We start from the raw sequence: 26,396 nt of genomic DNA, 5'->3' as shown, positions 1-26,396 counted from the left end.
AAAAACAGGTATTCAAAAATATTTCTGCCGATATTTTATAGATAAGAAAAATGACTTCAGATCGACTCTACAGCTTTTATAGTAAACGAAAGAGAGCAGTGCACTTCCGGAATCTTCTAAAAAAATATAAGAGAGAGTCCAGTCCTGTCTATGAGAATGACCGGTCATACTTAAAGCAGGTCAGGAAAAACCTTAAATCTATTCACCCATACTACAGAAACACCAGATGGCATGCCTTTTATCAGTCTTTAAATAACAGAAAAGAGTTATGGTACGTACCGGAAGATATTTACTATTTAGCCGTGGAACCTTATTTGGTGAACTACGATCTGGCGCTCGCTTATGTTGATAAAAACAATTACGAGAATCTTTTTGGTGATTTAAATCATCCTGAAACAGTGCTTCGATATATGAAGAGAAAGTTCCATAACTCAAGTATTGATCCCATTTCTGAGGCCGAAGCAAAAAATATAATACAGAAAACAACCTATCCTCTTATAGTAAAACCCACTATAAGTTCGTCTGGCGGGGGGAGAAACGTGCGTCTGTTAAGTTCAGAGAGTGACATTAAAAATCTCATTCCCTTTTTGAAAAGTTGTACTGAAGACTTCATCATCCAGAAAAAAATTGAACAAAATTCTCAACTAAGTAGATTTAACAGTACATCTCTGAATACACTGCGAATACTAACGTTCAGATATGGCACAGACATATTGTATTTATCTACCGTAGCCAGGTTTGGAAGGGCAAATTCTATTACAGATAATAAGGCCGGTGGTGGAATATTTATTTCAGTAAAACCGGATGGAAGCTTAAATAACTTCGGATACAGTCAAAATTATTTAAAAATAGATAAACACCCGGATTCATTAAAACCCTTTAAAGGCACAGTGATAGATGGATTTGAAAAAGCAGTAATGCTTTGTATTACGCGTCATAAACGTTTACCCTATTTCGACCTTATTTCGTGGGATATTGCCATAGATGAGCAAAATGAACCTATAATGATTGAACTTAACCTTATAAACCAGGAGATCAATTTTCATCAGGTTGCTAATGGCCCGTTATTTGGAGATTACTCAGAAGAGATTATCAAAAAATCGATTACAGAAATGAATAAAAGCAAATACGCACTTACAAGTTTTTAATAGATTTTTGACCCTTTGTTGATTTATGTGAGGTGCACAATAATTCACTGTAGATTTTTTAGGCTTTTCAAATTCCCGGTCTCAGATGTGTGACAGATGATGTCTGCTCATTTTAACACCAGGGCAAATTGATGGCCGGATAGCTGAACGGTCTCAATACATTTATACGCAAATTAATTAATTACACATCCCACACAAATCAATAGTGAGCCTTTAAAATTAGCCCTCTTTTCTGATCTTCCTATACATATTCATAATAAATGGCTGTCTGAGTAGTGGCAGGCTTTTCAACCAAAGTAAACTTCTGAACGTGTAGTGGCTCCAGAGAATTTGCGCTTCCTTTAATGCGTTTTTCTTTAGTTCAATTCCAGCTTCATTATCTATCAGCCGTACTATTTCATCAGCCAGTCGTTTATAAACCTGGCGGTGAAATGTTCGAATATTAGTGCCCATCTCCTTTTCACCTTCAATCAGCTTTCGAACATCAATCAAATAGGTACTATCCGACCCGGCAATAAATTCTGATAAAACACTATTCATCTCTTTGTGTCGATCAGCAGCGTCGGGCTCATTTATTACATCTGTATTAATCTCTGAACCATTTATAAATAGAATTGGAATAGTTTCAGGAATGCTGCTTCTTAATTCTTTAAGCAGCTCCAGAAAACGCTCACTTTCAAGATATCCTAAATGGTTAAAATCCCTTCTGAAGTTTTTTAAAAAATGATCGGCATCGAAATTTCTTCTCTCAAAAAGGTCCATTAGCCTTTTTTCAGGCTCCGGACGCGTCAAATTCTTTTTGTATTCGCCCCATGCTACCCTGAAACCATGCTTTTTATGACTATATACATTTCGGCCGTAATTGGCAACAACACTGTATATCAGCACATCGTAATCGTAAGCATTCACCCTGTTTGCCATTGCATACTTCCGGCTTATAAATGGAAGTTTGCATTTTTCATCAATAATGTGTTCAGGTAATGTGTTGCCGGCGATAATTGTCTCCAGGTGGTCTGAAAATTCAGGTAAATTCTCATCACTTGTTTTTACGCCATGCAGTTGAATGTTTTCTGAGTATGCGGCCAGATAGTTAAATATCGAGCCCAGTTCACAGCTCCCGACAAATAACAGCTTCGATTTCGACCTACTACCATTTTCAATTATAGGGCAATCACCTTTATCAGAATCATCTAATTCTGAAATCCAATCTATCTCACTAAACTCGTCAAGGGAGGAGATCACCTCTCCCTCAATAGTTAGTTCAGGCTCATTAAGATGTTTATAAAAGTACTGTTCTATACCCAGGTTTAATATCCTGCAAGAGAACACAAAATGATTCAGACAGTGCTCTGCCGGATCATAGCTTATGAAGCCCACCACTCCATAATCGCCAAATCGATCTTTTACCCTTACTGCAAAATTATTATACCTACCATCGCTGATCAACGCTTCAACATCAGCCTCACTTAATCTTTTTTTAGTGAAGTTTAACTGATTTGTTCGATTTAGCAACTCTTCAATCCGATCTTTGATCGGGGCTAAATCACTGATTTTTTCGACCTGAATGTTTGAGTCTCTTAAGAATCCCAGATTTGACGAGTATTCACTTTTCTCTTCTGCTTTTTTTTCAAGAAGTTTGTACTGACCCAGTCTCGAATGACTTCTGTCATCTTTACCCTTAAGTGCCGGACTACCCAGAATTTGGAAAATATATTCCGGTTCTTCCGCAATAACGCCTTCGTTATAATATTTGACCTCCTCGAGATTCAAATGATTATCATCCAGAAACAGAATATTTTCTGCTCTCAACTGACACTGTTCAATAATCTGTTTTACCCGAGGTCCTTTGGGGTCCCAGCTTATTGAAGGAAATATAAAATAGCTCCATACGTCTAACTCTTTGAGCTTCTCACTAGCCTGCCGAAACTCATTTTTTGAGCATATGCTGTTAATAATGCCCCGGTTTGTCAATTCAGCTATGAGATCAATATTTTTCTGAACAGGGACAATACCCTCCTCAGATAGTGTACCTCTCCAAAACGTTTCGTCAAGATCCCAGATAACTAATTTAATTTGATTCATTATGCTAAGCCGCCAACTCCTTATACATTTAAACTATACTTTTCAACAGTACACTATTGTCGTGTCACAGATGAATTGTCGGGTAGTCATCGGATGAGTTATTTTGAAAAATCGAGCCATTACTGAACTACCTCGGGGCAGAGCCCACGAGGTATCAACTTAGCATCTATAACTTTTGATCCAATATTGAGTTTATTATGGAGTGTCCCCCTTTCCCCGCGGGGATCCCGTTGGGATAAGGGGGAATTAAACCACTTTGGATTAAAATGTCAATCATAGTTGACTCATCCGATGACTTGCATGCAACAATTTACCGTTGAAACCACACTATATTGTTTAGTATCCGGGATCAATATCAGAATATTCAACCCTAATTGTAGAACAGTTAAATATTTTTAACTCATCAGCTTATTTTTATAACCCGGGAAATATTGTCTTCTTTAACACATAACTTATATTCAGCTCAATTTAGTCTAAGTCATTATTAACCAAATAAAAAATCAACCCAAACATGACACTCGGAATTCTTACAAGTTTTGACGACAGCTATAAACAGTACATTACATCCTGTGAAGATTTGGGCATTGATTATGAGGTTATTGACTTTAAATCAGATTATTGGCTTAAAGATCTTAAAAAAGGGAATTATGACGGACTGCTGGTTCGACCTCCAAGTCAAACTCAGGAGTTCAATACTATTTATATGGAGAGGTTATATTTTATACACAGCATACTTGGTATTCCCATGTACCCATCATATGATTCTCTTTTTCTATATGAAAACAAAAGAGTTGCGGGTGACTGGCTGGAACACTTTGGTTTCCCTCACTTAAAAACACATGTTTTTCAGACAAAAGAGGATGCAACAGATTTTATATCCAGAAATGAGTTCCCGCTTGTGTTTAAAACAAACATTGGATCTAGTGCAACAGGAGTAGATATAGTAAAAAATAAAAGTGAGGCGCTCACTTTAATTAACAGGGCATTTGGGCGATTTTCACCCTTTTATAAGTATAAGTTTCGTCCTTCCAGACTCAAAATAAAACTACCCGGCACCCCGATAAGTCAACGAAATTTTGTTATAATCCAACAATATGTAGATATAAAGTGGGAATGGAGACTGATTAAAATCGGAAATTCTTTTTTTGGAAGAAGAAAATTACTAAAAAACGGATTTGCAAGCGGGTCAAAACTAACAGGCTGGGGAAAACCTCCAGATGAGCTACTGTTTATGATCAGAGAGATTAGTGAAAAACAGGGGTTCAGGAATATATCCATTGATTTTTTTGAAACGACTGATGACAATTTCCTTGTAAATGAAGTACACGCTCTTTTTGGTACTACACCGGAAATAACACGGGATGAATCTGAATTGTACATAGATGGAAAGCCGGGCAGGCTCGTTTTTAAGGAAGGTAAATTTATTTTTGAAGAGGGATTCTTTAATCAGAATTTAAGCTATTTATTAAGAGTTGAAGATTTTGTAAAACAGCTATCAGAGAAAAACGAATGAATCTTAGTCAGTTTTATGGTTTTTACAACAAACGCAAGAGAGTAAATCACTTTCGGGACCTTCTGAAACAATATGTCCGGAAGTCAATTCCTGTTCATGAAAGTGATTCTTCGTATTTGAAACAGGTTAAGAACAGTTTTAAAGCCGCCCTTCCATTTTATAGAAACACAAAGTGGCATGCATTTTATCAATCATTGAACAACAAAAAAGATATATGGTATGTGCCGGAAGACATTTTCTATTTAGCTGTCGAGCCTTACCTGGTAAATTATGACCTTGCCATGGCATACGTTGATAAAAATAATTATGAAAATCTTTTCGGCAACCTTAATCTCCCCGAAACGGTACTCAGATATATACATGGAAGATTTTACAGCCCGAAACTTGAACAAGTTTCAGAAAAGGAAGCTGTAGATATACTAAAAGACACGGCTACAACGCTAATCGTTAAGCCCACTATAAGAATAACCGGCGGCGGCAGGGATGTACGAGCCTTAATTTCTAAAACTGATAAAGCAGACATTATACCATATCTGAAAAAATGCTCTGAGGATTTCATTATTCAGAAAAAAGTTGAACAAAGCTCTCAATTAAGTGAATTTAACAGCACATCTGTTAATACACTGAGAATCCTCACGTTCAGATATGGTGATAATATCTTACATCTATCCACAATTGCGAGATTTGGAAGGGTCAATTCTGTAATTGACAATGTTACAGGTGGTGGCCTGTTTATTTCCGTAAAACCTGATGGAACATTTAATAATTTTGCTCAATACGAATACTTTGAGAAAGCGTTTAAGCATCCTGATTCACTGCTATCTTTTCAAGACACAAAGATTGAAGGTTACGGGAAAGCCGTAGAACTATGCCTCACCCGTCACAAAAGACTTCCCTACTTTGACCTCATTTCATGGGACGTTACCATCGATAATCAGTTCGAGCCTGTAATGATTGAACTCAATCTAATAAACCAGGACATTAATATGCATCAGGTCACGTCCGGACCTCTATTTGGTGATTACTCAGAAGAAATTATCCGAAAGTCTGTTGAGAGTTTAAATAAAAGTAAATATACACTCACAAGCTTATAGAGTTAAATCAACGATATGCAGTCTGATAAAACCCGTCAGGTTTTTTGAATGAACCAGCTGTGGGCAGAGCCCACGAGGTATCATCTTGAAATCAATTATTTTTAGAATTTTGAGCCATTTTTGGAATGAATTGATGAGTATAATGAGGGTGTGCTCCGGAGCCTTGAAGTAAACTGTAAGTAAATTTTGACTCCAAGCCATTTCAAAACACACCTCGATTTGAAAATCTGCGCTCCGCAGTTTTCAATTCCATTTCCCCTCTCTGAGAGTGGATTTTCCTCTAGCAACAAAACTGTCATCGGTGGGGTTATTTTGTTTCACACAATCGCTTATACACGGGTACATGTCAAGAGTTTTTCAAAGCTCCTTCCAATAACAGGGAGACCCCTCGGCTACGCTCGCGCTGCGCTCGGGGTGACAACTGCTTAGGATTACTTAGCGCGGCGCTTAAATCTCAGATCCCGAACCAGGTTGATTTCTGCGCCGCGATGAGTTTATCCATGTTGGCGTGTTGGGCTAAGCCCCGCACTGCACGCCGTCAACTACACGGCGCTTGTATGGGGCTACGGACATGATGCCCTGCCGGGGCATTTCGTTTCGCGCAGGCGCGAAACTGATATTTAAGTTTCAAATATTTTTCTCTGTGCCCACAAAATGTTCTTTAGGACTGAGGTGTCCGGCCTTGAAATAATTGTAGGCATACTCCAATTCCAGGCCATTTCAACACACCCCTCGGTTTGAAAATCTGCGCTCCGCAGTTTTCAATTCCATTTCCCCTCACTGAGAGGGGATTTCCCTCTAGCAACAAAACTGTCATGTGTAGCAACTAATCTTGCCCAAAAGCCTGCTCTACCAAGTTTTAACGTAGTTGAGCGGGGCCAGACTATTTAAAAGGTGACAGATAGTTTCTGCGCTGAGTCTAACTGATAAAAAATGTCTAAGCACCCAGTCCATTCGGCCTTGATTGGTGGAGGAGTGGCATGGGTTGCATCAAAGCGCGGAAGAAATCGCAACATCGGCTCCCCCCGGGAGCCATTGATGTTGTGTAACCGCGCGGGCAAAGCATGCCCGGAAGCAATCATAGCCGAGAGTTTTTGGATACTTTTGACGGTTCAAAAGTATCAAGACAAGAACCATTGGTACTAATTTTACTGCGATAATGCACTTTTACAAACTGTCATCGGTAGTCCCTAATTTTGCCCAAAAACCGGGCAACACTATTTAATAAGTGTCAGGATGCGTTTTTAGATCCAAAAGCCATATGCGTTTTGCGAGTGAGGGTAGTGTGCGGTTATAGGGATAAATTTAAATTTCAAAAGCACCCCATCAGCTCATGATATATAAACGGTTTACATGATTCGAATTCCCCGTCGACTAAATTCAATTCTTCTGCGGAATCAAGTGCCTCGGGGCACCTGGTCTGCCCGCACTTACTAACCCCGTACTGCACGCCGTCAACTACACGGCGCTTGTATGGGGCTACGGACATTATGCCCCTGCCGGGGCATTTCGTTTCACGCAGGCGCGAAACCCTTTTTAAAGTTTCAAATATTTATCTCTGTGCCCACAAAATGTTCTTTGGGACTGAGGTGTCCGGCCTTGAAATAATTGTAGGCATACTCCAATTCCAGGCCATTTCAACACACCCCTCGCTTTGAAAATCTGCGGTCCGCAGTTTTCAATACCATTTCCCCTCTCATAGAGGGGATTTCCCTCAAGCGATCAATCTTGCCTCAAAACGGCGCTACACCATTTAAGAAGTGACAGATTCCGATTATTTGTGATGGACTTTGTGAAGCGCTCCCCTTCCATATGTCGTGCGTTTGCGGCATAGGTGCTTGTCCGGCAACCGACTGAAAGGTGCTGGGGGGATGGGTCAGACAAAACTGTCAATGGAATGGTTATTTTGTTTCACACAATCGCTTATACACGGGTACATGTCAAGAGTTTTTCAAAGCTCCTTCCAATAACAGGGAGACCCCTCGGCTACGCTCGCGCTGCGCTCGGGGTGACAACTGCTTAGGATTACTTAGCGCGGCGCTTAAATCTCAGATCCCGAACCAGGTTGATTTCTGCGCCGCGATGAGTTTATCCATGTTGGCGCGTTGGGCTAACACCTCTGTCGGGGAGCTTTTCACATAGTGATGCCTTTGGCATGATTACTTTCTTCTTTTAGTCCCGCTCCTGCGTGGCGGTCCACCTGTCCCCTTCGGGTAAAGTATGAGGCGTAAGCGTCATGTTTGAAATCTTTCATCAGTAGCAAGCCACCGTAGCTGATGGCACAGTGAAGGATTTATAAAAATAAAAGCAAAATCGATCAACATAGAGCCAGTTTAAACTATCAGGGGTTGATCAAATCAGAGCTCTTTTCTTTACTCAAGATGTGATTTTAATCTTTCAGCCAAAAGTAGTGAAAATCTTGCTCCATCATCTTTGTACAGATGGTGGCCATCTGTATAAAGATAGCTGTTTGAATATGAAGTGAAATCCAAATAGGTTACACCTTTTTCCCCTGCCAGATTTTCCATCATCTTGCTGAAATTGGGTATAAAAATCTCTTCCGCCTCTCTGACCGCTTCTGAAACAGGCATCAAAACTAAAAACACCGATCCGTGTTTTTTAAACAGTTCAATTTTTTTGTCCAGATAGTCTAATCTCACTGTAGAAAAATTTCTATCATTCCCCATTTGAATATAGCTCTCGGCTGTATCATACATCCTTTCTTTAAGATCTACGCTTGAAGTATCAATATTAATTTGAAGCCATCCATTCTTGTGGAGCCTCCTGTAGGGATCTCTTCTGTTACGAATTATTTCACGAAATCCACCGTCAAAGTTTTTAATGAGATATTCAAAATTAGGATCCATAGACATAAACGTCATATTACCCGGTGCATAGTCAGCTTCCCGAAAACGTCGCGGATCATTTTTATTTCCTTGGTCAACCGAAAATTGCCAGGGATCTACACCTATAATAAATATTCCATCTTTAGCTTTCGGATTCAGCTTTTTTTTGATAGCCTCATAATAGTAAGGCCCAAACGGAGAGTTTTCTGTAGTAAAAGAGAAGTTCAAAAAAGGCCCTTCATAATCAATATCTTCAAGACCTTTTTCCAGATGGTGTGGCTGAATACCCTGAGCCGGGCGTGAACTCCCTATGATTAATGATTTTGCAGGCGGTGTGGTAAATCTCAGATAAAATGAATCGATAGTTCCATCAGCATACCTATAAACCAATCCTATTAAAACTGAAATTGATATAACGGAAAACAGGGCAAAATTTCTTATAAATTTCTTCATACATCAAAATTGAAAATAGATAAAATCGCTGCCCGTAAAATTGCCCAATAACATGATCATAAAAAACAGAGCAAAGTAGAGAGCCCACCTGAGGAACCGATTGTTGAATACCCCCCCGGTTAAACCGTGAGATTCTTCTCGTTGTATCCACTCTATGACTATCATAAACAGTAGCAGGTGCCAAACGGCTGTTAAACCGGACCCTGCCGGGTATGCCAGGATATCACGGGAAAAAATCGCCGACAGATAGCTCCATGCACCGGTAACCGTTTCTGCCCGAAAGAAGATCCATGCAAAAGTGGTTAGTAGAAAAGTGATGCCTATCTGAAAAAATTCTTTGATTGATGGAAACCACCTGTTTTTTGCAACGACATCCATGTGCACCCTATTTCTTTCGGTAAGAAAAAGCGGAAGAAAATAGAGGGCATGCAACGCTCCCCAAATTATAAATGTCCAGTTAGCCCCATGCCAAAAACCACTTACAATAAAAATAATAAAGAGATTTCGGACGGTCAGCCACTTCCCGCCCCAGCTTCCCCCCAAAGGTATATACAGATAGTCTCGAAACCATGTGGATAGCGATATATGCCAGCGCCGCCAAAACTCAGCTATATCGCGTGAAAAATAAGGATAGGCAAAGTTCTGCATAAGATTAAAACCAAAAAGACGGGCAGTACCAATTGCTATATCCGAATATCCTGAAAAGTCCCCGTAAATCTGAAAGGCGAATAGCACTGCGCCTAAAAACAGGGTGCTTGATGGATAGGCGTCCGGATTTCCAAAAATCTGATCTACATAAACCGCACAGTTATCCGCAATCGCTATCTTTTTAAAAAACCCCCAGAGAATTTGCCGCATCCCATCTACCGCCTCGCCGTAATTGAAGCTGCGCTTTTCCAGAAACTGACTCAAAAAACGTTCCGCTCTTTCAATAGGCCCGGCAACCAGCTGTGGAAAAAAGCTCACATAGGCAAAAAACGCAATTACATCATTTGTAGGGGGAACCCGCTTTTTGTACACGTCAAACGTATAGCTCATGGTTTGAAACGTATAAAAACTAATTCCCACGGGAAGTACTATACTGAGTGTATTGGCATGTAGCTGTAATCCAAAAAATGAGAATGCATCAATAAACGATTCAACAAAAAAGTTGAAGTACTTAAAAAAACCGAGAAAACCGACATTAACAAGAATACTTATCCAGAGAAGGCTCCTTCTGTCCTTCTTTTTCTCTGTTTTTCCAAGCTGAAGACCAATCAGATAATCTACTGTGGAGCTAAAAATAATTAAGCCCAGAAACCGCCAGTCCCACCATCCATAAAAGAGATAGCTGGCCCCGATCAGGAATAGATTCTGAAGCTTCAGGCTCCGGTTGAAGATGTACCAGTAGCTGAAAAAAACGATGGGAATAAAAATCAGGTACGGGAGTGAATTGAATAACATCTACACTATTTTCTCCCGAAAACTGATGTACAGTGCTTTAGCAGTACTGAATGAACCTATGTCACTCTTCATTTAGATGTTATACCCTATTTTTAATAAAAGTAGAACATAACAAATAATGAGCGTTTGAAAATTAAACTTTTTTTAATTTTCAGCCTCAAAAAAACCGGTAAAAAACTTTATTTTATCAGCGTCATTTTTCTTGTAAGAATTTCATTTCCCGTAACAAGACGATATATATAAATACCGCTCGACAGATTCAGAGCATTAAACGTCACCTCAGTTTGTCCTCCGCTTGCTGCCGTACCATCGTAAAGTGTAGCAACCAACCGGCCGCTTAAATCATATATATGTAGCGAAACGTGCTGATTTTCAGTTACACTAAATTTTATCGTTGTGTTGGGGTTAAAGGGGTTTGGATAGTTTTGTTTTAATTCAATTTCTCGCTTATCATCTCCTGATTCATTGTACTCATCTTCTCCTGATCCATCGTCTCCACTGTCATTATTATAGTCGCGATCACTATAAATAGAATAGACAACTCCATAATTCAACCCTTCATCAGTGGAGTTGTTATTTAGAAGTGACACCATAACATTACGAGCCTGTGATCGTGTCTGGTAGCGCGTGGTCCATACCTCCGGGGAAAGCTGCAGGGTTTGCGGCTCATCAAACTCTATGATTATGCTGCCTTCAAAACGATCTACCCTCACCTGCATCACATTTTCCATGGGGTCTGCCGTTGCCTCCACCCAGGTGGAATTTACCGGCTTAAAAAAGATCTCCACAGTCAACTCCTGACGGTCCCCCAAATAGACCGGGATCATTTCATAGAGGTGACTCAGCTCATCGGTTCCGTCGGACTCTACCCGCGAGTGAACCATTACTCCATTTTCTTTTACCGTAAACTCCCGGTGATAGCTCATCTGCCCGGTGATCGCATTATCCGGCGCCGCATAGTCGTCATTGATCGCACCGGACACCTGCACGGAGGGATCCCCTTCATTCATGGTATAGACAGATTCCGGCCGCTTCTGTATCGCACTACTGAATGGTTGTCCGGCGGCGGTTTCACCGCTGATGGCGTGAACCGGCCAGATCCTCCACTCCTCCCATTTATCAGGGCCGGTTGTGCTGTTTTGGAACCCTTTTTGCAATCCCAGGATAACCGATCCTGTTTCCTTCGTCCAAAATGCAGAAATGCCTCCACCGCTCAATCCCGATATCTTTGTCTCAGATCCCCACCGGGATAGCTGCCCTGTATGAACGGCAAGCCCGAAGTTATCTCTTTTTGCAATCAAAAAATCATCCCCAAACTGATGGCTAAAGTGTTCGTCCCGCTCCATTGGGGCCTTCATAAGCGGCGAATTGCTGTCCAGCAGATCTTTGTACGCCCTGTATGCCCCATCCACATAATACTCATGAGCGACCATTGACCCGCTTGTCCAGTGATTTTCACTCCACGTAGTGGGCGTACGGTCAGACACTCCATCATCAGCTATCCGATTGTTCATTTTTCCAAAATCAAATTGAATCCGACTAAGCATGGAAGAGATCTCCGGAAGGCCTATCGTGTACCAATGCGGCCATTGCTTTCCCGACCAAAGCAGGTATTTGGCCTCATCACTGATCATCCCGACTCCGATATCACGATGCAGTGATCCCCACTGGTCATTTGGAGATCCCGCATCATTTGATGTGGCAAAATGGGAGGGCCCGGTCCACTTTCCATCAGGCTCCGGGAAGCTCAGGTGAGCCTTCAGCTTGCTCATTTGAGAAACTCGTTCCTTTAAAAACGGGTCGTCGGAAAGAAGCGCTGCCCACGACGCAAAAAAGAAAGTGATTCCCTGGTAAGAGGGGTCAAAGCCTCCGCCGTGGTCAATATACCCGGCCTCATGATACGCCCCCTCATATACCCTGGCCACATATTCCCGGGCCCGCCGGCGCAGGTCATCGCTGTCCATACTCTCGGCGGCTGCCCACACGCCCGCTACCGCAAAATGATCCATATCGGCGTGGATAAGAGTGGGCCCCCACTCCTCAATCCTGGAAAACAGGCGCATCATTCCCTCCTCAAACGCTGCCCTGACCGATTCAGGCAGCACATCCTTTACAATCGAATAGGTATAACCATACCGGAGAAGATTCGTACCCGCAAAATCGGAACGCCTGCCCTTGCCATCCTCGTGATGCCGCTCAAGCATCATCATATCCACCATTGCAGCTACAGCCGCCCTCAGTTTGACCCCTTCATGATTGTAGTATGGGTTTCCGGGATAGTCCCAACCGGCCCACCAGGCGGTTTCTATAGGCGAAACAAACTGTCCCCGTCCAACATCCAGGTAGACCTCACCACCCCGTTCTATCTCCGAAAGGGTGAAATATCGCGCCTGCCTGGAAAGGCCGGCAAAAGTAGGATGAATTCGTCCAATGTTCTCACGCATAATCCAGGTGCGGAATACCTTATCACCATCATCGAAATAAGACTCCTGAAAGCTGATGGGCTGCAGTTCTACCTCAAAGTCCTCCTCTGAAAGAGACCCCATAAAATTCCTGAGCTCCACCTGGTATGCATGATCCTGAGGTAATTGGGCCTGCAGTGAATAGGAGGCCGCCAGTACCATTACACAACTTAAAACCAACCTGGGGTATATAGAAACTAATTTCATAACAATAGTACATTGCATTTTCTATCAAGACTATCAAGTGATAGATATGTTACAAAAAATGCTTTTTTCTAATGGTGCTTCGCTTCAATTTAGATGATATCACTTTTCCCCACTCTTAAAAAAATTTCACCAACTGAGAATAATGAACTACCACGGGCAGAGCCCGCGAGGTATCAACTAAGACCCCTTAACTTTTTGGTCAATACAAAGCTTATTTTGGAGTGTCGCACTTCGAAGGCAATGTAACTGACATTAGCTCAAATTGACGTCTTTGCCCGTACTTTTCCCCAGGGGATAAGTGAACGGTCAAAAGTAAGAGGCCCAAAGGAATTGATTACAATCTATTACTATCAGGTTACAATACCCTTCGAAAGCCCGCATCCACACCATGATGAATCCACGGTTTAACTTCCGTTTCTCCCCTTCGTCTAAATACGTTTCTTCTGCGAAATCACCCGCATCGGGACTCTAGGGTTGTCTGCTCGTCTTAAACCCCGCACTGCGCGCCGACGCCGAAGGCACCCCGTTGGGGAGAACCACGGCGCTTATACGGGGCTAGTAAGCTGCCGCCCTTGCCAGAGCTTGTTGTTACGCGCAGGCGCGTAACCGTTCCTAAATTGAAAAGCGACAAGACATGTCCTCAAAAGACGAAATCATTAAAAAGAATCGAACACAGGAACTAATGCAGACGCGTAAAGAGTCACATAAATATGATATTTACATTTAAATCTTGACAGGGTGTACCAATGCGGAAGTCAGGAAAAAATATCACTTACCGACAATATTGAGAACCTTAATTTGGGAAAGTTATCTTCTGCATTTAAACTACGTTTAAATACCTATTCATTGTCAGAACACAACAACGATTTAAAAGCAGGATTAAAGCCAGCTGTTTTCAAAAAAAAGTACAAAACCAATATCTATTTTATTAGCGTCATCCTCTTCGTAATCACTTCACTTCCTATAATCAAACGGTATATATAGATGCCGCTTGACAAATTAAGAGCATTAAATGTTACTTCTATCAGCCCCCCACTGGCTGCCACCCCATCGTAGAGTGTAGAAACCAACCGGCCGTTTAAATCATAAACATTTAATGTAACGTGTTGATTATCATCTACTCGAAATATAATAGTGGTATTGGGATTAAATGGATTCGGGTAATTTTGCATTAAGACTATTTCATCTACCAAATCATCATCTGATTCAGTGATAAAACTCCATTTCTGTGACCAGTCACTTGTGCCGGCTTCATTCATTGCAGTCACCTGCCAGTAGTAGGTGGTTTCATGGGCCAGACCATCTGCTTTAAATTCGCCACCGGCAATCCCCGCTTCAGCTATCACCACATCACTAAACAAACTGTCCGTCGCCACGCGGAGCCTGTAACTTACATCTCCCTCTGCAGCCTGCCAGTTTAACACCGGATTGCGGGAAGTCCCGGTTGTTCCATCTCCAGGTGATAACAAACCCGGTGATACAAGCTGCGCCGCTGAATGCAGAGCGACGGGCTCCGGACGGGTGGTAAACTTCCACCCCTGCGACCAGTCACTTAGGCCGGCACTATTCATTGCATTCACCTGCCAGTAGTAGGTCGTTTCATAGTTCAGATCCTCTGCTTTAAATTCGCCACCTGTAATCCATGTTTCATCTATCACCACGTCACTAAACACACTGTCCGTCGCCACGCGGAGTCCGTAAATTTCACCTCTTTTTGCGGCCTGCCAGCTTAACACCGGATTGCGGGAAGACCCGGTTGTTCCATCTTCAGGTGACAACAAACCCGGTGATGCAAGATCCGGCGCTGACGGCTGAGCGGCGGGCTCCGGACGGGTGGTAAACCGCCACCCCTGCGACCAGTCACTTGTGCCGGCTTCATTGCTTGCAGTCACCTGCCAGTAGTAGGTCGTTTCGTAGTCCAGGTCCAGATCCTCTGCCTTAAATTCGACACCGGTTATCCCACTTTCAGCTATCACCACATCACTAAACACACTGTCCGTCGCCACGCGGAGCCCGTATCGTTGACTTTGTCCAGATGGCTGCCAGTTTAACACCGGGTTTGTGGAAATCGTCGTCGACCCGTCAGCCGGTGATCCCAGGTGCGGCGCTGACGGCAGTACGGGGGGCTCCGGACCGGTGGTAAACCTCCACCCCTGCGACCAGTCACTTGTGCCGGCTTCATTGCTCGCAGTCAACTGCCAGTAGTAGGTGGTTTCATAGTCCAGACCCTCTGCTTTAAATTCGCCACCGGTCATCCCCGTTTTAGCCATCACCATATCACGAAACACACTGTCTTTCGCCACACGGAGCCCGTACCGTTCACCTCCCTCTGAGGCCTGCCAGGTTAGCACCGGGTTTATGGAAAGCGTCGTCGACCCGTCCTCCGGGGATCCAAGGTGCGGCGCTGACGGCTGAGCGGGGGGCTCCGGACGGGTGGTAAACCGCCACCCCTGCGACCAGTCACTTGTGCCGGCTTCATTGCCTGCATTTACCTGCCAGTAGTAGGTCGTTTCATAGTCCAGACCCTCTGCTTTAAATTCGCCACTGGTCATCCCCGTTTCGGCTATTACCACATCACTAAATATACTGTCCGTCGCCACACGGAGCCCGTAACGTTCACCCCCCTCAGAGGCCTGCCAGTTCAATACCGGATGTATGGAAATCGTCGTCGACCCGTCAGCCGGTGATCCCAGGTGCGGCGCTGACGTCTGGGCGGGGGGCTCCGGAGGGGTGGTAAACTTCCACCTCTGCGACCAGTCACCTGTGCCGGCTTCATTGCTTGCAGTCACCTGCCAGTAGTAGGTGGTTTCATAGTCCAGATCCTCTGCTTTAAATTCGCCGCCGGTTATCCCACTTTCAGCTATCACCACGTCACGAAACCCACTGTCCGTCGCCACACGAAGCCCGTAACTTACACCCCCCTCTGCGGCCTGCCAGTTTAACACCGGATTTATGGAAATCGTCGTCGACCCGTCAGCCGGGGATGCAAGCTCCGGCGCTGACGGCAGAACGGCGGGCGCCGGACGGGTGGTAAACCTCCACCCCTGCGACCATTCACTTATGCCGGCACTATTCATTGTAGTCACCTGCCAGTAGTAGGTGGTTTCATCGTCCAGGTTCTCTGCTTTAAATTTGCCACCGGTAATCCCCGTTTCAGCAATCACCACATCACGAAACCCACTGTCCGTTGCCACACGAAGCCCGTAACGTTCACCTCCCTCTGAGGCCTGCCAGTTTAACACCGGATGTATAGAAATCATCGTCGACCCGTCAGCCGGGGATACAATTTGCGGCGCTGACGGCTGGGCGGGGGGCTCCGGACGAGTGGTAAACCGCCACCCCTGCGACCAATTACTTGTGCCGGCTTCATTCCTTGCAGTCACCTGCCAGTAGTAGGTGGTTTGGAAATCCAGGCTCTCCAATTCATATGTAGTTTGACTAATACCATTCTGTTCAATCACTATTTCTTCAAAACCAGAGTCTTTGGCCAATCTCAGCCCATAGTTGTCAGCCCCAATTGCCTGTTTCCAGCTCAGTTTCGGATTGCGAGAGGTCCCGGTTGTTCCATCTTCAGGTGACAACAAACCCGGGAAATCCGGTGGTGCTTCTACCTCACTGTCATTATTATAGTCGCGATCACTATAAATAGAATAGACAACTCCATAATTCAACCCTTCATCAGTGGAGTTGTTATTTAGAAGTGACACCATAACATTACGCGCCCGTGAGCGCGTCTGGTAGCGCGTGGTCCAAACTTCCGGAGAAAGCTGCAGCGTCTGCGGCTCATCAAACTCTATAATTATGCTGCCTTCAAAACGATCGACCCTCACCTGCATCACATTTTCCACGGGGTCTGCCGTTGCCTCCACCCAGGTGGATGTTACCGGCTTGAAAAAGATCTCCACATTCAACTCCTGACGGTCCCCCAAATAGATCGGGATCATTTCATAGAGGTGGCGCAGCTCATCGGTTCCGTCGGACTCTACCCGCGAGTGAACCCTCACGCCATCCTCTTTTACCGTAAACTCCCGGTGGTAGCTCATCTCCCCGGTGATCGCATTATCCGGCGCCGCATTGTCGTCATTGATCGCACCGGACACCTGCACGGAGGGATCCCCTTCATTCATAGCATAGACAGATTTCGGCCGCTTCTGCCTCGCGCTGCTGAATGGCTGTCCGGCGGCGGTTTCACCGCTGATTGCGTGAACCGGCCAGATCCTCCACTCCTCCCATTTATCAGGGCCGGTGGTGCTGTTTTGGAATCCTTTTTGCAATCCCAGGATAACAGATCCCGTTTCCTTCGTCCAAAATGCAGAAATGCCTCCGCCGCTCAATCCCGATATTTTTGTCTCAGATCCCCACCGGGATAGCTGCCCTGTATGAACGGCAAGCCCAAAGTTATCTCTTTTTGCAATCAAAAAATCATCCCCAAACTGATGACTAAACTGTTCGTCCCGCTCCATGGGGGCCTTCATAAGCGGCGAATTACTATCCAGCAGATCTTTGTACGCCCTGTATGCCCCATCCATATAATACTCCTGAGCGGCCATCGGTCCGTTTGTCCAGTGATTTTCACTCCATGTGGCAGGTGTACGGTCAGACACTCCATCATCAGTTATACGATTGCTCATTCTTCTGAAATCTGACTCAATTTCCCACAGCATGGAAGAGATTTCCGGCAGGCCTTCCAGGTACCAGTGCGGGCGCTGCTTTCCCGACCAAAGCAGGTATTTAGCCTCATCGCTGATCATCCCGACTCCAATGTCCCGGTGCAGTGGCCCCCACTGGTCATTTGGGGATCCCGCATCATTTGACGTAGCAAAATGAGAAGGACCGGTCCACTTTTCATCCGGCTCCGGAAAGCTCAGATGGGCCTTCAGCTTGCTCATCTGAGAAAGTCGTTCCTTTAAAAACGGGTCATCGGAAAGAAGTGCCGCCCACGACGCAAAAAAGAAGGTGATTCCCTGGTAAGAGGGGTCAAAGCCTCCGCCGTGGTCAATATACCCGGCCTCGTGATACGCCCCCTCATACACCCCGGCCACATATTCCCGGGCCCGCCGGCGCAGATCGTCGCTGTCCATACTCTCGGCGGCTGCCCACACGCCCGCTACCGCAAACTGATCCATATCGGCGTGGATAAGCGTGGGCCCCCACTCCTCAATTCTGGAAAACAGGCGAACCATTCCCTCTTCAAACGCTGCCCTGACCGGTTCAGGCAGCACATCTTTTACAGCCGAGTAGGTATAACCGTACCGGAGAAGGTTCGTACCCGCAAAATCGGAGCGTCTGCCCTTGCCGTCCTCGTGATACCGCTCAAGCATCATCATATCCACCATTGCAGCTACAGCCGCCCTCAGTTTAACCCCTTCATGATTGTAGTATGGGTTTCCGGGGTAGTCCCATCCGGCCCACCAGGCGGTTTCTATAGGAGATACAAACTGTCCTCGTCCAACATCCAAATAGACCTCACCACCCCGTTCTATCTCCGAAAGGGTGAAATATCGCGCCTGCCTGGAAAGCCCGGCAAAGGTCGGATGGTTTCGGCCGCGGTTCTCACGCAAAATCCAGGAGCGGAATACCTTATCACCGTCATCAAAATAGGCCTCCTGAAAGGTGAGGGGCCGCAGTTCTACGTCAAAGTCTTCCTCTGAAAGCGACCCCATAAAATTCCTGAGCTCTACCTGGTATGCATGATTCTGAGGCAGTTGTGCCTGCAGCGAATAGGAACCCGCCAATACCATGACACAACTTAATACCAATCCGCGGGGTATAGAAACTAATTTCATAACAATAGTACTTTGCATTTCCTAATAAGACTCTCAAATTTTTAAGATAATACAACAAATACTTCCGGTTTTCCAAATAGAGCGGAATTATTTCATAAAGATAACACAGCTTGTAAAATCCATCGGACACTATACTGAGCCAATCATCACTCCATTCTCTTTTACCGTGAACTTACGAACATAGCAACCTTCGATTGGCGATATATATCCACCGCGACTAAATACCATAAAAACTTTACTCATTCTCACAATAATTGAACGAATGAAATTCTTTGTTAATCGGGTTAGTACGGCTATTAAAGGATTGCTTCGACCACGATTCATTCTCAGCAACTGATTCCGAAAAATTTTGCCTGTATCAAAGTAGCTTTCACGAAATTTATTGGTCCAAGCAGAGGGTTAAAACCCTGCACTTTCAGTGCAGAACTTTAATGTTACGAAAAGGCTAATATTTGGTATTGTTTGAGCTATGGCAAAACCAATGCGCAAAGGAAGCCACACGACCACTCGACTGACGTGCCACATCGTGTGGGTTACCAAATATCGACACCATGTGCTGAAAAGAGATATTCAAAAGCGATGCAGAGAGCTGGTCAATCAGGCCTGTGAAGTGGAGGAAGTATAGGTATTGAAAGGTAATGTGAGTAAAGATCATGTACAGATTCATATTGAGTATCTACCTCCAATCTCAATAAGTCATCTGGTGAAACGGGTAAAAGGTAGAAGCTCACGCCTGCTATAGAAAGAATATCCTAAGTACAAGAAAAGATACTGGGGCAGGCACTTTTGGGCGACAGGGTACGGAGCATGAAGCACAAGAAATATTACGGATCAAATGGTTCAGGCGTAACTTGAGCATCACATAAGCAAGGAAGATGATGATAACTCAGATTTCATCTTATTATAGGACTTTAGTCCGTCTCTAACCCCCGTGCTTTCAGTGCAGGGGTTTAGTTAATTAGCGTCATTTTTCTTGCAAAGATTTCATTTCCCGTAATCAAGCGGTATATGTAAATTCCGCTCGGCAGGTTCAGTGCATTTAAAAGATATCTCTAACTGTTTACCAATCTCTTCCAAACCATAAAAAATCTCAAAGACCAGGCAGCCAGTTATATCGTAAATCTTTAGCCGCTGATTTATTTTATTAAAGTCATTCTTTTAATAATTTGAGTAGAGGATTCCGTCACCAATCTATATAAATAGATCCCGCTGGCTAAATTGTCTGCTTTGAATGTTACGCTATGAATACCTCTACTGTGAAATTTATCAGCAAGCGTTTTAATTTTTCTTCCGGTTAGGTCATAAACAGTCAAAGACACTTGTTGGGGCTCCTTTAATTCAAACTGGATTTCTGTCGTCGGATTAAACGGATTGGGATAATTTTGCTTTAACTCATTGCCTCTCACATTTTCACTATACTCATTTGTGGAAGTTCCTATTGAATCATTATTGTCCTTCCCGCTGCTATCCTCATTGCTATTTTTAAAAATAAACTTCTCCTCAGTAGATATGCTGTAGGAAATTTTATATTCGCCAATTTCATTTACACCAGTTAAATCTATCATAATATTCCGCGCTTCAGATCGGGTTTGATAATCGGTGCTCCAGATCTCAGGCGATAACCGAACCGCTTGGGGTTGATCAAATTTGATGTATATACTCCCGTTAAATCGATCAATTCTTACCTGGTCAATCTCATACTGGAGCTGAGCAGTTGCCTCAATCCAATCAGACTTTTGTGACCTGAAGAAAATATTCACACCTATTTCCTGCCTGTTCCCGATAAAAATCGGTACAATCTCATAGAGTTTTTTGAAATTATCGATACCATCACTCATGAGTGATGACTCAACCAATAGACCATTATTACCTACTTCAAACTTTCTGCGATAGGTTACCTCGCCCTGAAGTGCATTATCCGGTGCTGCATATCGATCATTAAGAACACCTGAAACTCGAACAGATATTGTAGAATCATTCGTTTCAAAGGTAGATTCAGGCAGTCGTTGTCTTGCAGAACTGAAAGGTTTTCCATTTTCGGTAGTACCACTGATAGCGTGGACAGGCCATAATTCCCAATCTTCCCACCGATCGGGTCCGGTTGAATTGTTCTGAAACCCTCTCTGCTTTCCAAGTATTACAGGGCCTGTTTCAACCGTCCAAAATGTGGAAACGCCACCACCACCGAGACCAGAGATGTTGGTTTCATCCCCCCAATATGAAAGGGGGCCTGTGTGTATGGCTAGAGCGAAAGAGTCTCTTTTAGCAATTAATAATTCATCGCCAAAATTCTCAGTATAATTTTCTGACCGTTCTAAAGGGGCCTTTAACAGAGGAGAGTCTTTACTTTTAAGATCTTTAAGCTCCTGGTAAAACCCATCGATATAATATTCCTGTGCAAAGTTTATGATATTAGTCCAATGATCTTCACTCCAAACAGCGGGTTCTCTGTCTGATTTTCCATCTAATATAATTCTGTCACTAATCCTACGAAGATCAGATATTGTTATTTCCTGTAGCTCCCACGGTTCAGGTATACCAACCATGTACCAATGCGGGCGATCTTTTCCCGATCCTATCAGGTATTTCGCTTCATCCGTTAACATCGAAATACCAATGTCTCTATGATAAGGGCCCCATTGATCATTTGGCGACCCTGCATCGTTTGAAGTGGCAAAGTTTGAGGGCCCATGCCATTTTCCATCCGGATCTGGAAAACTTAAGTATGCTTTCAATCTGCTCATTTCTTCCATCTTTTCTAATAAAAAAGGGTCTTTTGAAATCATCGCAGCCCAGCCGACAAATGCAAAAGTTATTCCCTGGTATGATGGATCAAAACCTCCGCCATGATGAATGTATCCGGCATCTCTATAAGCACCATCGAACAATCTCGACACGTAATCGCGTGCCCGTTGTCGCATATCATTACTATCCATGCTTTCTGCTACTGCCCATACACCGGCAACGGCAAACATATCCATATCAGCATGTATCAAAGTTGGCCCCCAATCTTCTATTCTCGACATGAGGCGGACCATCCCTTCTTCATAAGCTTGACGCACACTATTTGGAAGCACATCTTTTACAATTCCATATACATAACCCATTCGGAGAAGACTGGTTCCTGCGAAATCGGATCTGCGACCTTTTCCTTCTGCGTGGTATCTCTCCAGCATTATCATATCCACCATAACCGTTATAGCCGCCCTAAGTTTAATCGCTCTGCTATTATAGTACGGATTACCGGAAAAGTCCCAGTTTGCCCACCAGGCCGTTGCAATAGGATCATGAAACTCTCCCCGGCCTATATCCATATAGACGGCACCGTCTCTTTCAATTTCTTCCAAAGTAAAATACCGCGCTCTCCTCGTAATACCTTCAAAGCTAGGATGAGACCGGCCCCGATTTATTCTCAAAATCCATGTTTTGAAGAGTTCATCTTCCGGTAAAATATTAACGTCCTGGTAGTTTAAACCTGTAATCTCAATATTAAAATCACTTTCTGAAAGAGATGCCATATAATTGCGAAGTTCCACCTGGTACTGATAATCCTGGGGAAGCTGAGCATATCCCGAATGAAACAATAATGTCAGTAAAGCAACCAGAATTGATACCCGTGGAGACAGATTTAAACTCTTCATTTGGTTTTTTTTAGTTATCACTACTCTAAAAGATGATGACACTACACAATCGTTACATTAGAAAAGGGAATTCTAATATATTTTTTCCGAATCTATAATATTTTCTGAGTTCAAGTAATAAGTGAAACACGATATTAAACCCTGAGGGGCGCGCGCCTCAGGGTTTTCGGCCAAGCGGTTTATATTCGTGCTATCATGCAAAAATAAAAACAACTTGACCTTAACGATCGTTACAAGATTAAAGCCCTGCCTGAGGCGGGCCACTCACTCCACTCACTCCACTCACTCCACTCACTAAAATTGCGCAAATTATCGGCGTTCAGAAGTCAACTATTTCCCGTGAACTATCCTGCAATGTCCCCACCCGTGGCCGCTATGCCAACGAATATCGCCCGGAGGCGGCTTAGCGTAAAACCTACCATCACAGCGGTAAACATAAGCATATTCGATTTACCGAGGGATTGAAAGACCAGGCCACTCAGTGGCTGGAGACCGAAAAACTCAGCTCGGAACTGATCAGTGGACGCTGGAGCGTGCAGGGAGTAGACGCGGATAGTCATGAAGTGATCTATCAATAGATCTGGAGAGGAAAAGGCCAAAAGAACCCGGCCAGCAAAGAACTCTATAAGAACACATTAAGCATAGCCGGCGACGGCACAAATGAGACAATTATAACGACTCCTGGGGGGACTTCTCATCGGGCGCTCCTCCATAGAACAACGCCCAGAGGTCGTCGGCAAGCGCAGTCGCCTTGGAGCCGTGGAAATAGACCTGATGGACGGATAACGCTCACAAAGCAGCTCTATTGGACATCACCGACCGAGCAACACTGCTCATCCACCTTCAAAAAGACCACCAGTCGGCATACTGAGCTAACGAAGACGGCTATTGAGCAGAGTCTGGCCCGGTTTCCTATGTCATTCATCAAAACCGTGACCGTCGATTACGATAAGGCCTTTGCAAATCACCAATCGCTGGCAAGAAAACTAGATGCCAGTTTGTACTTTACCAGTGACCCTATACATCACATAACAAAGGAACCGTGGAACACCGAACCGGAGTGATCCGCCGGTTTTTCTTAAGGGTACAGATCTAAAGGACATCACGAATTAGCAGAACAAAACAGAAGAGCGCTATTTGAATATTAGACCCCATACAAAAATTTAATTACCTTTTACCCATCCAGAGAACCTTAAAAAACCGCGCTGTTGCACTAATGACTTTAACTCAGGCTTTAATGAAATGATGGATTTAAAGCATCGCATATAAGCTCATTTTATTACCGCAGTATACAATTAGAAACAAAAAAAGTTGATCTCAGGGATGTCCTCTTCAGAAATCACAATCATTGATTTTAATAAAATCTAGTTGGAAGATGTCAGGTTTTCAATGATCAGCTCTCGATTGAATTGACTCTCCAAAAGATTTTTACAATTTCCGGCCATTATTTCCAGCTCTGAATCTGATTTTCGAAGTGATTGTAAAATATTCTCAAAAGCATTGGATATGTGTACCAAGCTTTTAGGATCTGCAGTAAAACCTATATGGTTGTTTTTAATTAATTTTGCTACATCCCCATTAATAATCCCAAAAATAGGTTTACCGGCAGTAAGATAGGTTTGAAACTTTAGGGGTATTGTTAATTCGTAGATTGGACTTTCAATTAGGGAGAGTACAAGCACATCACTTTTAGCATAAAATCCGGGCATGGTATAGACAGGATAACGCCCCCAGAATTTCACGCCCCCAATGCTCTCTTTCTGTACGAGATCTTTTAAATTATCCAAATTAGAGCCATCTCCCACTATGTTCAGGTACGCATCAGGGTTTTTCTTTTGGAAAATTCCAAAACCCATAATGACATTTTCCAGGTTCTGCACTTTCCCAACGTTACCTGTAAACGTAAAGTTAAATCCCTCAGGTAGTTCAATATCCACCTTTTCATCAGGAGCTTCGAAGCTATTTATTATTGGCCAATTCGGAGCTGTAGAAATTTCTTTACCGGGAACATATTCCTGAATTCTCTTTGAGAATCCACTGCAGGTAACAAAAATATGATCACAATTTTTGTAAACAAACCGCACAAGTCTTGTAAGAAAAAGATGCAGCAGTTGCGTTTTCTTAAAACCATATGCATATACGGTATCGGGCCAGAGGTCTTGTGTCCATATTGAAACTTTCATTCTATAGATTTTTTTAGCAATTGTACCGGGGAGCGCAAGTGTTAATGGCCCGGTATGATAGATAAAAAGCCTGTCGAACCTCCTTCCAATTTTCAGCATGACCGCGGTTCCGATAATTACAAAAAGAATATAGTTCAGTATTTTTTTTATGACCGAGTTCTTATACCCTTTCACAAAACCTATACGATGGACTACGGCTCCTTTGTAACTATCTTGCTGATATAAACGGTTTTTATACCCTTCATAAGCATTCCCGTAGGGATAGGATGGGGCCCTTGCCAAAATTTCCAGGTCGTACCCCTTATCAATCCATTCTGAAGCCAGGTCATTAATTAAAAAGTCCTCCGGATAGAATACCTCCGCAAGAACCAATATTTTTTTTCTTTTTTTCATTGTTACCCCTTTAGAAATTAATACCGTGCCAACGGTTACTGAGTCCTGTATTACCGAGTATTAATTTTAATACTCGCATCGATGTATTCTCAATATTGTAGTCTTCTACAATGGATCCTCTTGCCTGTTTATCAACTGAAAGCCGAACGGCCTGCAAAATAATATCGGGATCAAACCCGGATAAAATCACAGTTCCGGCGTCCTGTGCTTCGGGCCTCTCCATCGATTCCCGAATGGAAACCGCCGGAAAAGATAAGATTGAAGACTCCTCACTTATTGTTCCGCTATCAGATAGCGTACAAAGTGAATCCAGTTGTAGTCTGTTATAGTCAAGAAATCCAAAAGGCTTTAAAAACCGTATGTCTGCTTTGGTTTTAACCCTGCCCAGCTCCTCTATTTTTTTTCGAGTTCTGGGATGTGTTGAAACAATTACAGGTACTTTAAATTCGTTGTTCAACCGTTCCAGCACGCCTAGTATTTTCTTCAGGTTGTCGGGATTATCTACATTCTCTTCCCTATGGGTTGAAACCAAAAAATACTCTCTCTTTTTAAGCTCTAACTCAGAAAGTATGGTTGACTTCTCAATTCCCGGCCTGTAGTAATCCAGTACTTCCTTCATGGGAGAACCCGTAAGATAAATTCTTCGATGAGGCAGGCCCTCAGAAATTAAATGTCTTCTTGCATGCTCGGTATATACCAGGTTAAAATCTGCAATATGATCTATAATTCTGCGATTTACCTCCTCAGGCACATTAAAATCATAGGATCGATTTCCGGCTTCCATATGAAAAACCGGAATATGGAGGCGTTTTGCGATATATGCAGAGAGACATGAGTTCGTGTCCCCGAGCACCAACATCGCATCCGGTTCTTCCTTTTTTAAAACAATTTCAGTTTTCTTTAAGATATCACCAACAGCAGCTCCCATCGAGGAGCGGTCTGCTTCCAGAAAATAATCAGGTTTGCGCAGTTCCAGATCATTAAAAAAAATCTCATTAAGCTCGTAATCATAGTTTTGCCCGGTATGAACGATTACCTGATTCAAATAATCATCTAACAGGGGTATAACCCTTGAAAGTCGAATTATTTCAGGCCGGGTCCCTACCACCGTTACAACTTTAAGTCTTTTTGTATCCTTTTTCAAA

At 43.5% G+C, this 26,396-nt stretch carries 11 protein-coding genes and 1 pseudogene; 4 read left to right on the top strand and 8 right to left on the bottom strand.

Annotated features, from left to right (window positions below; translation table 11 throughout):
• The first annotated feature begins 317 nt into the window (after positions 1 to 317).
• A complete protein-coding gene (locus AABW11_RS01840) occupies positions 318 to 1,148 on the top strand; it encodes a sugar-transfer associated ATP-grasp domain-containing protein (protein WP_340102846.1) in 831 nt (276 codons plus the stop codon).
• Positions 1,149 to 1,367: 219 nt separating this feature from the next.
• Here the strand turns inward: AABW11_RS01840 and AABW11_RS01835 are convergent, their stop codons facing one another.
• Positions 1,368 to 3,230 carry an HAD-IIIC family phosphatase gene (locus AABW11_RS01835; protein ID WP_340102844.1) on the bottom strand — a complete coding sequence of 621 codons (1,863 nt, stop codon included), beginning with the start codon at positions 3,228 to 3,230 and terminating at the stop codon, positions 1,368 to 1,370.
• A gap of 511 nt (positions 3,231 to 3,741) precedes the next feature.
• On the opposite strand from AABW11_RS01835, the gene AABW11_RS01830 reads away from it, so the two are divergent.
• Positions 3,742 to 4,743, top strand: coding sequence for an ATP-grasp domain-containing protein (locus AABW11_RS01830; protein WP_340102842.1), 1,002 nt, complete (start codon positions 3,742 to 3,744; stop codon positions 4,741 to 4,743).
• The gene (locus AABW11_RS01825; RefSeq protein ID WP_340102840.1) at positions 4,740 to 5,837 is read left to right on the top strand and encodes a sugar-transfer associated ATP-grasp domain-containing protein; all 1,098 of its coding nucleotides are present in this window, start codon (positions 4,740 to 4,742) and stop codon (positions 5,835 to 5,837) included. Before AABW11_RS01830 ends, AABW11_RS01825 begins: the two co-directional genes overlap by 4 nt.
• A 2,372-nt stretch (positions 5,838 to 8,209) precedes the next feature.
• Here the strand turns inward: AABW11_RS01825 and AABW11_RS01820 are convergent.
• From AABW11_RS01820 to AABW11_RS01805, 4 genes are all read right to left on the bottom strand, one after another.
• Positions 8,210 to 9,136, bottom strand: a complete 927-nt coding sequence (locus AABW11_RS01820; protein WP_340102839.1) for a hypothetical protein — start codon at positions 9,134 to 9,136, stop codon at positions 8,210 to 8,212.
• Between the two features lie 3 nt (positions 9,137 to 9,139).
• A complete protein-coding gene (locus AABW11_RS01815) occupies positions 9,140 to 10,579 on the bottom strand; it encodes an MBOAT family O-acyltransferase (RefSeq protein WP_340102838.1) in 1,440 nt (479 codons plus the stop codon).
• A 179-nt stretch (positions 10,580 to 10,758) separates the two neighbouring features.
• Positions 10,759 to 13,248, bottom strand: coding sequence for a T9SS type A sorting domain-containing protein (locus AABW11_RS01810; RefSeq protein ID WP_340102836.1), 2,490 nt, complete (start codon positions 13,246 to 13,248; stop codon positions 10,759 to 10,761).
• A gap of 920 nt (positions 13,249 to 14,168) precedes the next feature.
• On the bottom strand, positions 14,169 to 19,034 hold the full coding sequence (locus AABW11_RS01805) for a T9SS type A sorting domain-containing protein (RefSeq protein ID WP_340102834.1): 4,866 nt from the start codon (positions 19,032 to 19,034) through the stop codon (positions 14,169 to 14,171).
• A 469-nt stretch (positions 19,035 to 19,503) separates the two neighbouring features.
• Between AABW11_RS01805 and tnpA the strand changes: the two are divergent.
• Positions 19,504 to 19,884: pseudogene (gene tnpA, locus AABW11_RS01800) on the top strand (IS200/IS605 family transposase).
• 286 nt (positions 19,885 to 20,170) lie between these two features.
• On the opposite strand, the gene AABW11_RS01795 reads toward tnpA, so the two are convergent.
• The 3 genes from AABW11_RS01795 to wecB form a co-directional block, all read right to left on the bottom strand.
• Positions 20,171 to 22,675, bottom strand: coding sequence for a T9SS type A sorting domain-containing protein (locus AABW11_RS01795; protein WP_340102832.1), 2,505 nt, complete (start codon positions 22,673 to 22,675; stop codon positions 20,171 to 20,173).
• A 1,364-nt stretch (positions 22,676 to 24,039) separates the two neighbouring features.
• Complete coding sequence (locus tag AABW11_RS01790; RefSeq protein ID WP_340102830.1) at positions 24,040 to 25,251, bottom strand: glycosyltransferase family 4 protein; 1,212 nt, start codon at positions 25,249 to 25,251, stop codon at positions 24,040 to 24,042.
• A 10-nt stretch (positions 25,252 to 25,261) separates the two neighbouring features.
• A complete protein-coding gene (gene wecB / locus AABW11_RS01785; RefSeq protein WP_340102828.1) occupies positions 25,262 to 26,395 on the bottom strand; it encodes a non-hydrolyzing UDP-N-acetylglucosamine 2-epimerase in 1,134 nt (377 codons plus the stop codon).
• Position 26,396 lies beyond the last annotated feature (1 nt).

Source organism: Rhodohalobacter sp. 8-1 (assembly GCF_038150125.1).
Lineage (GTDB): Bacteria > Bacteroidota > Rhodothermia > Balneolales > Balneolaceae > SW132.
This window is presented reverse-complemented; position numbering and strand designations above follow the sequence as displayed.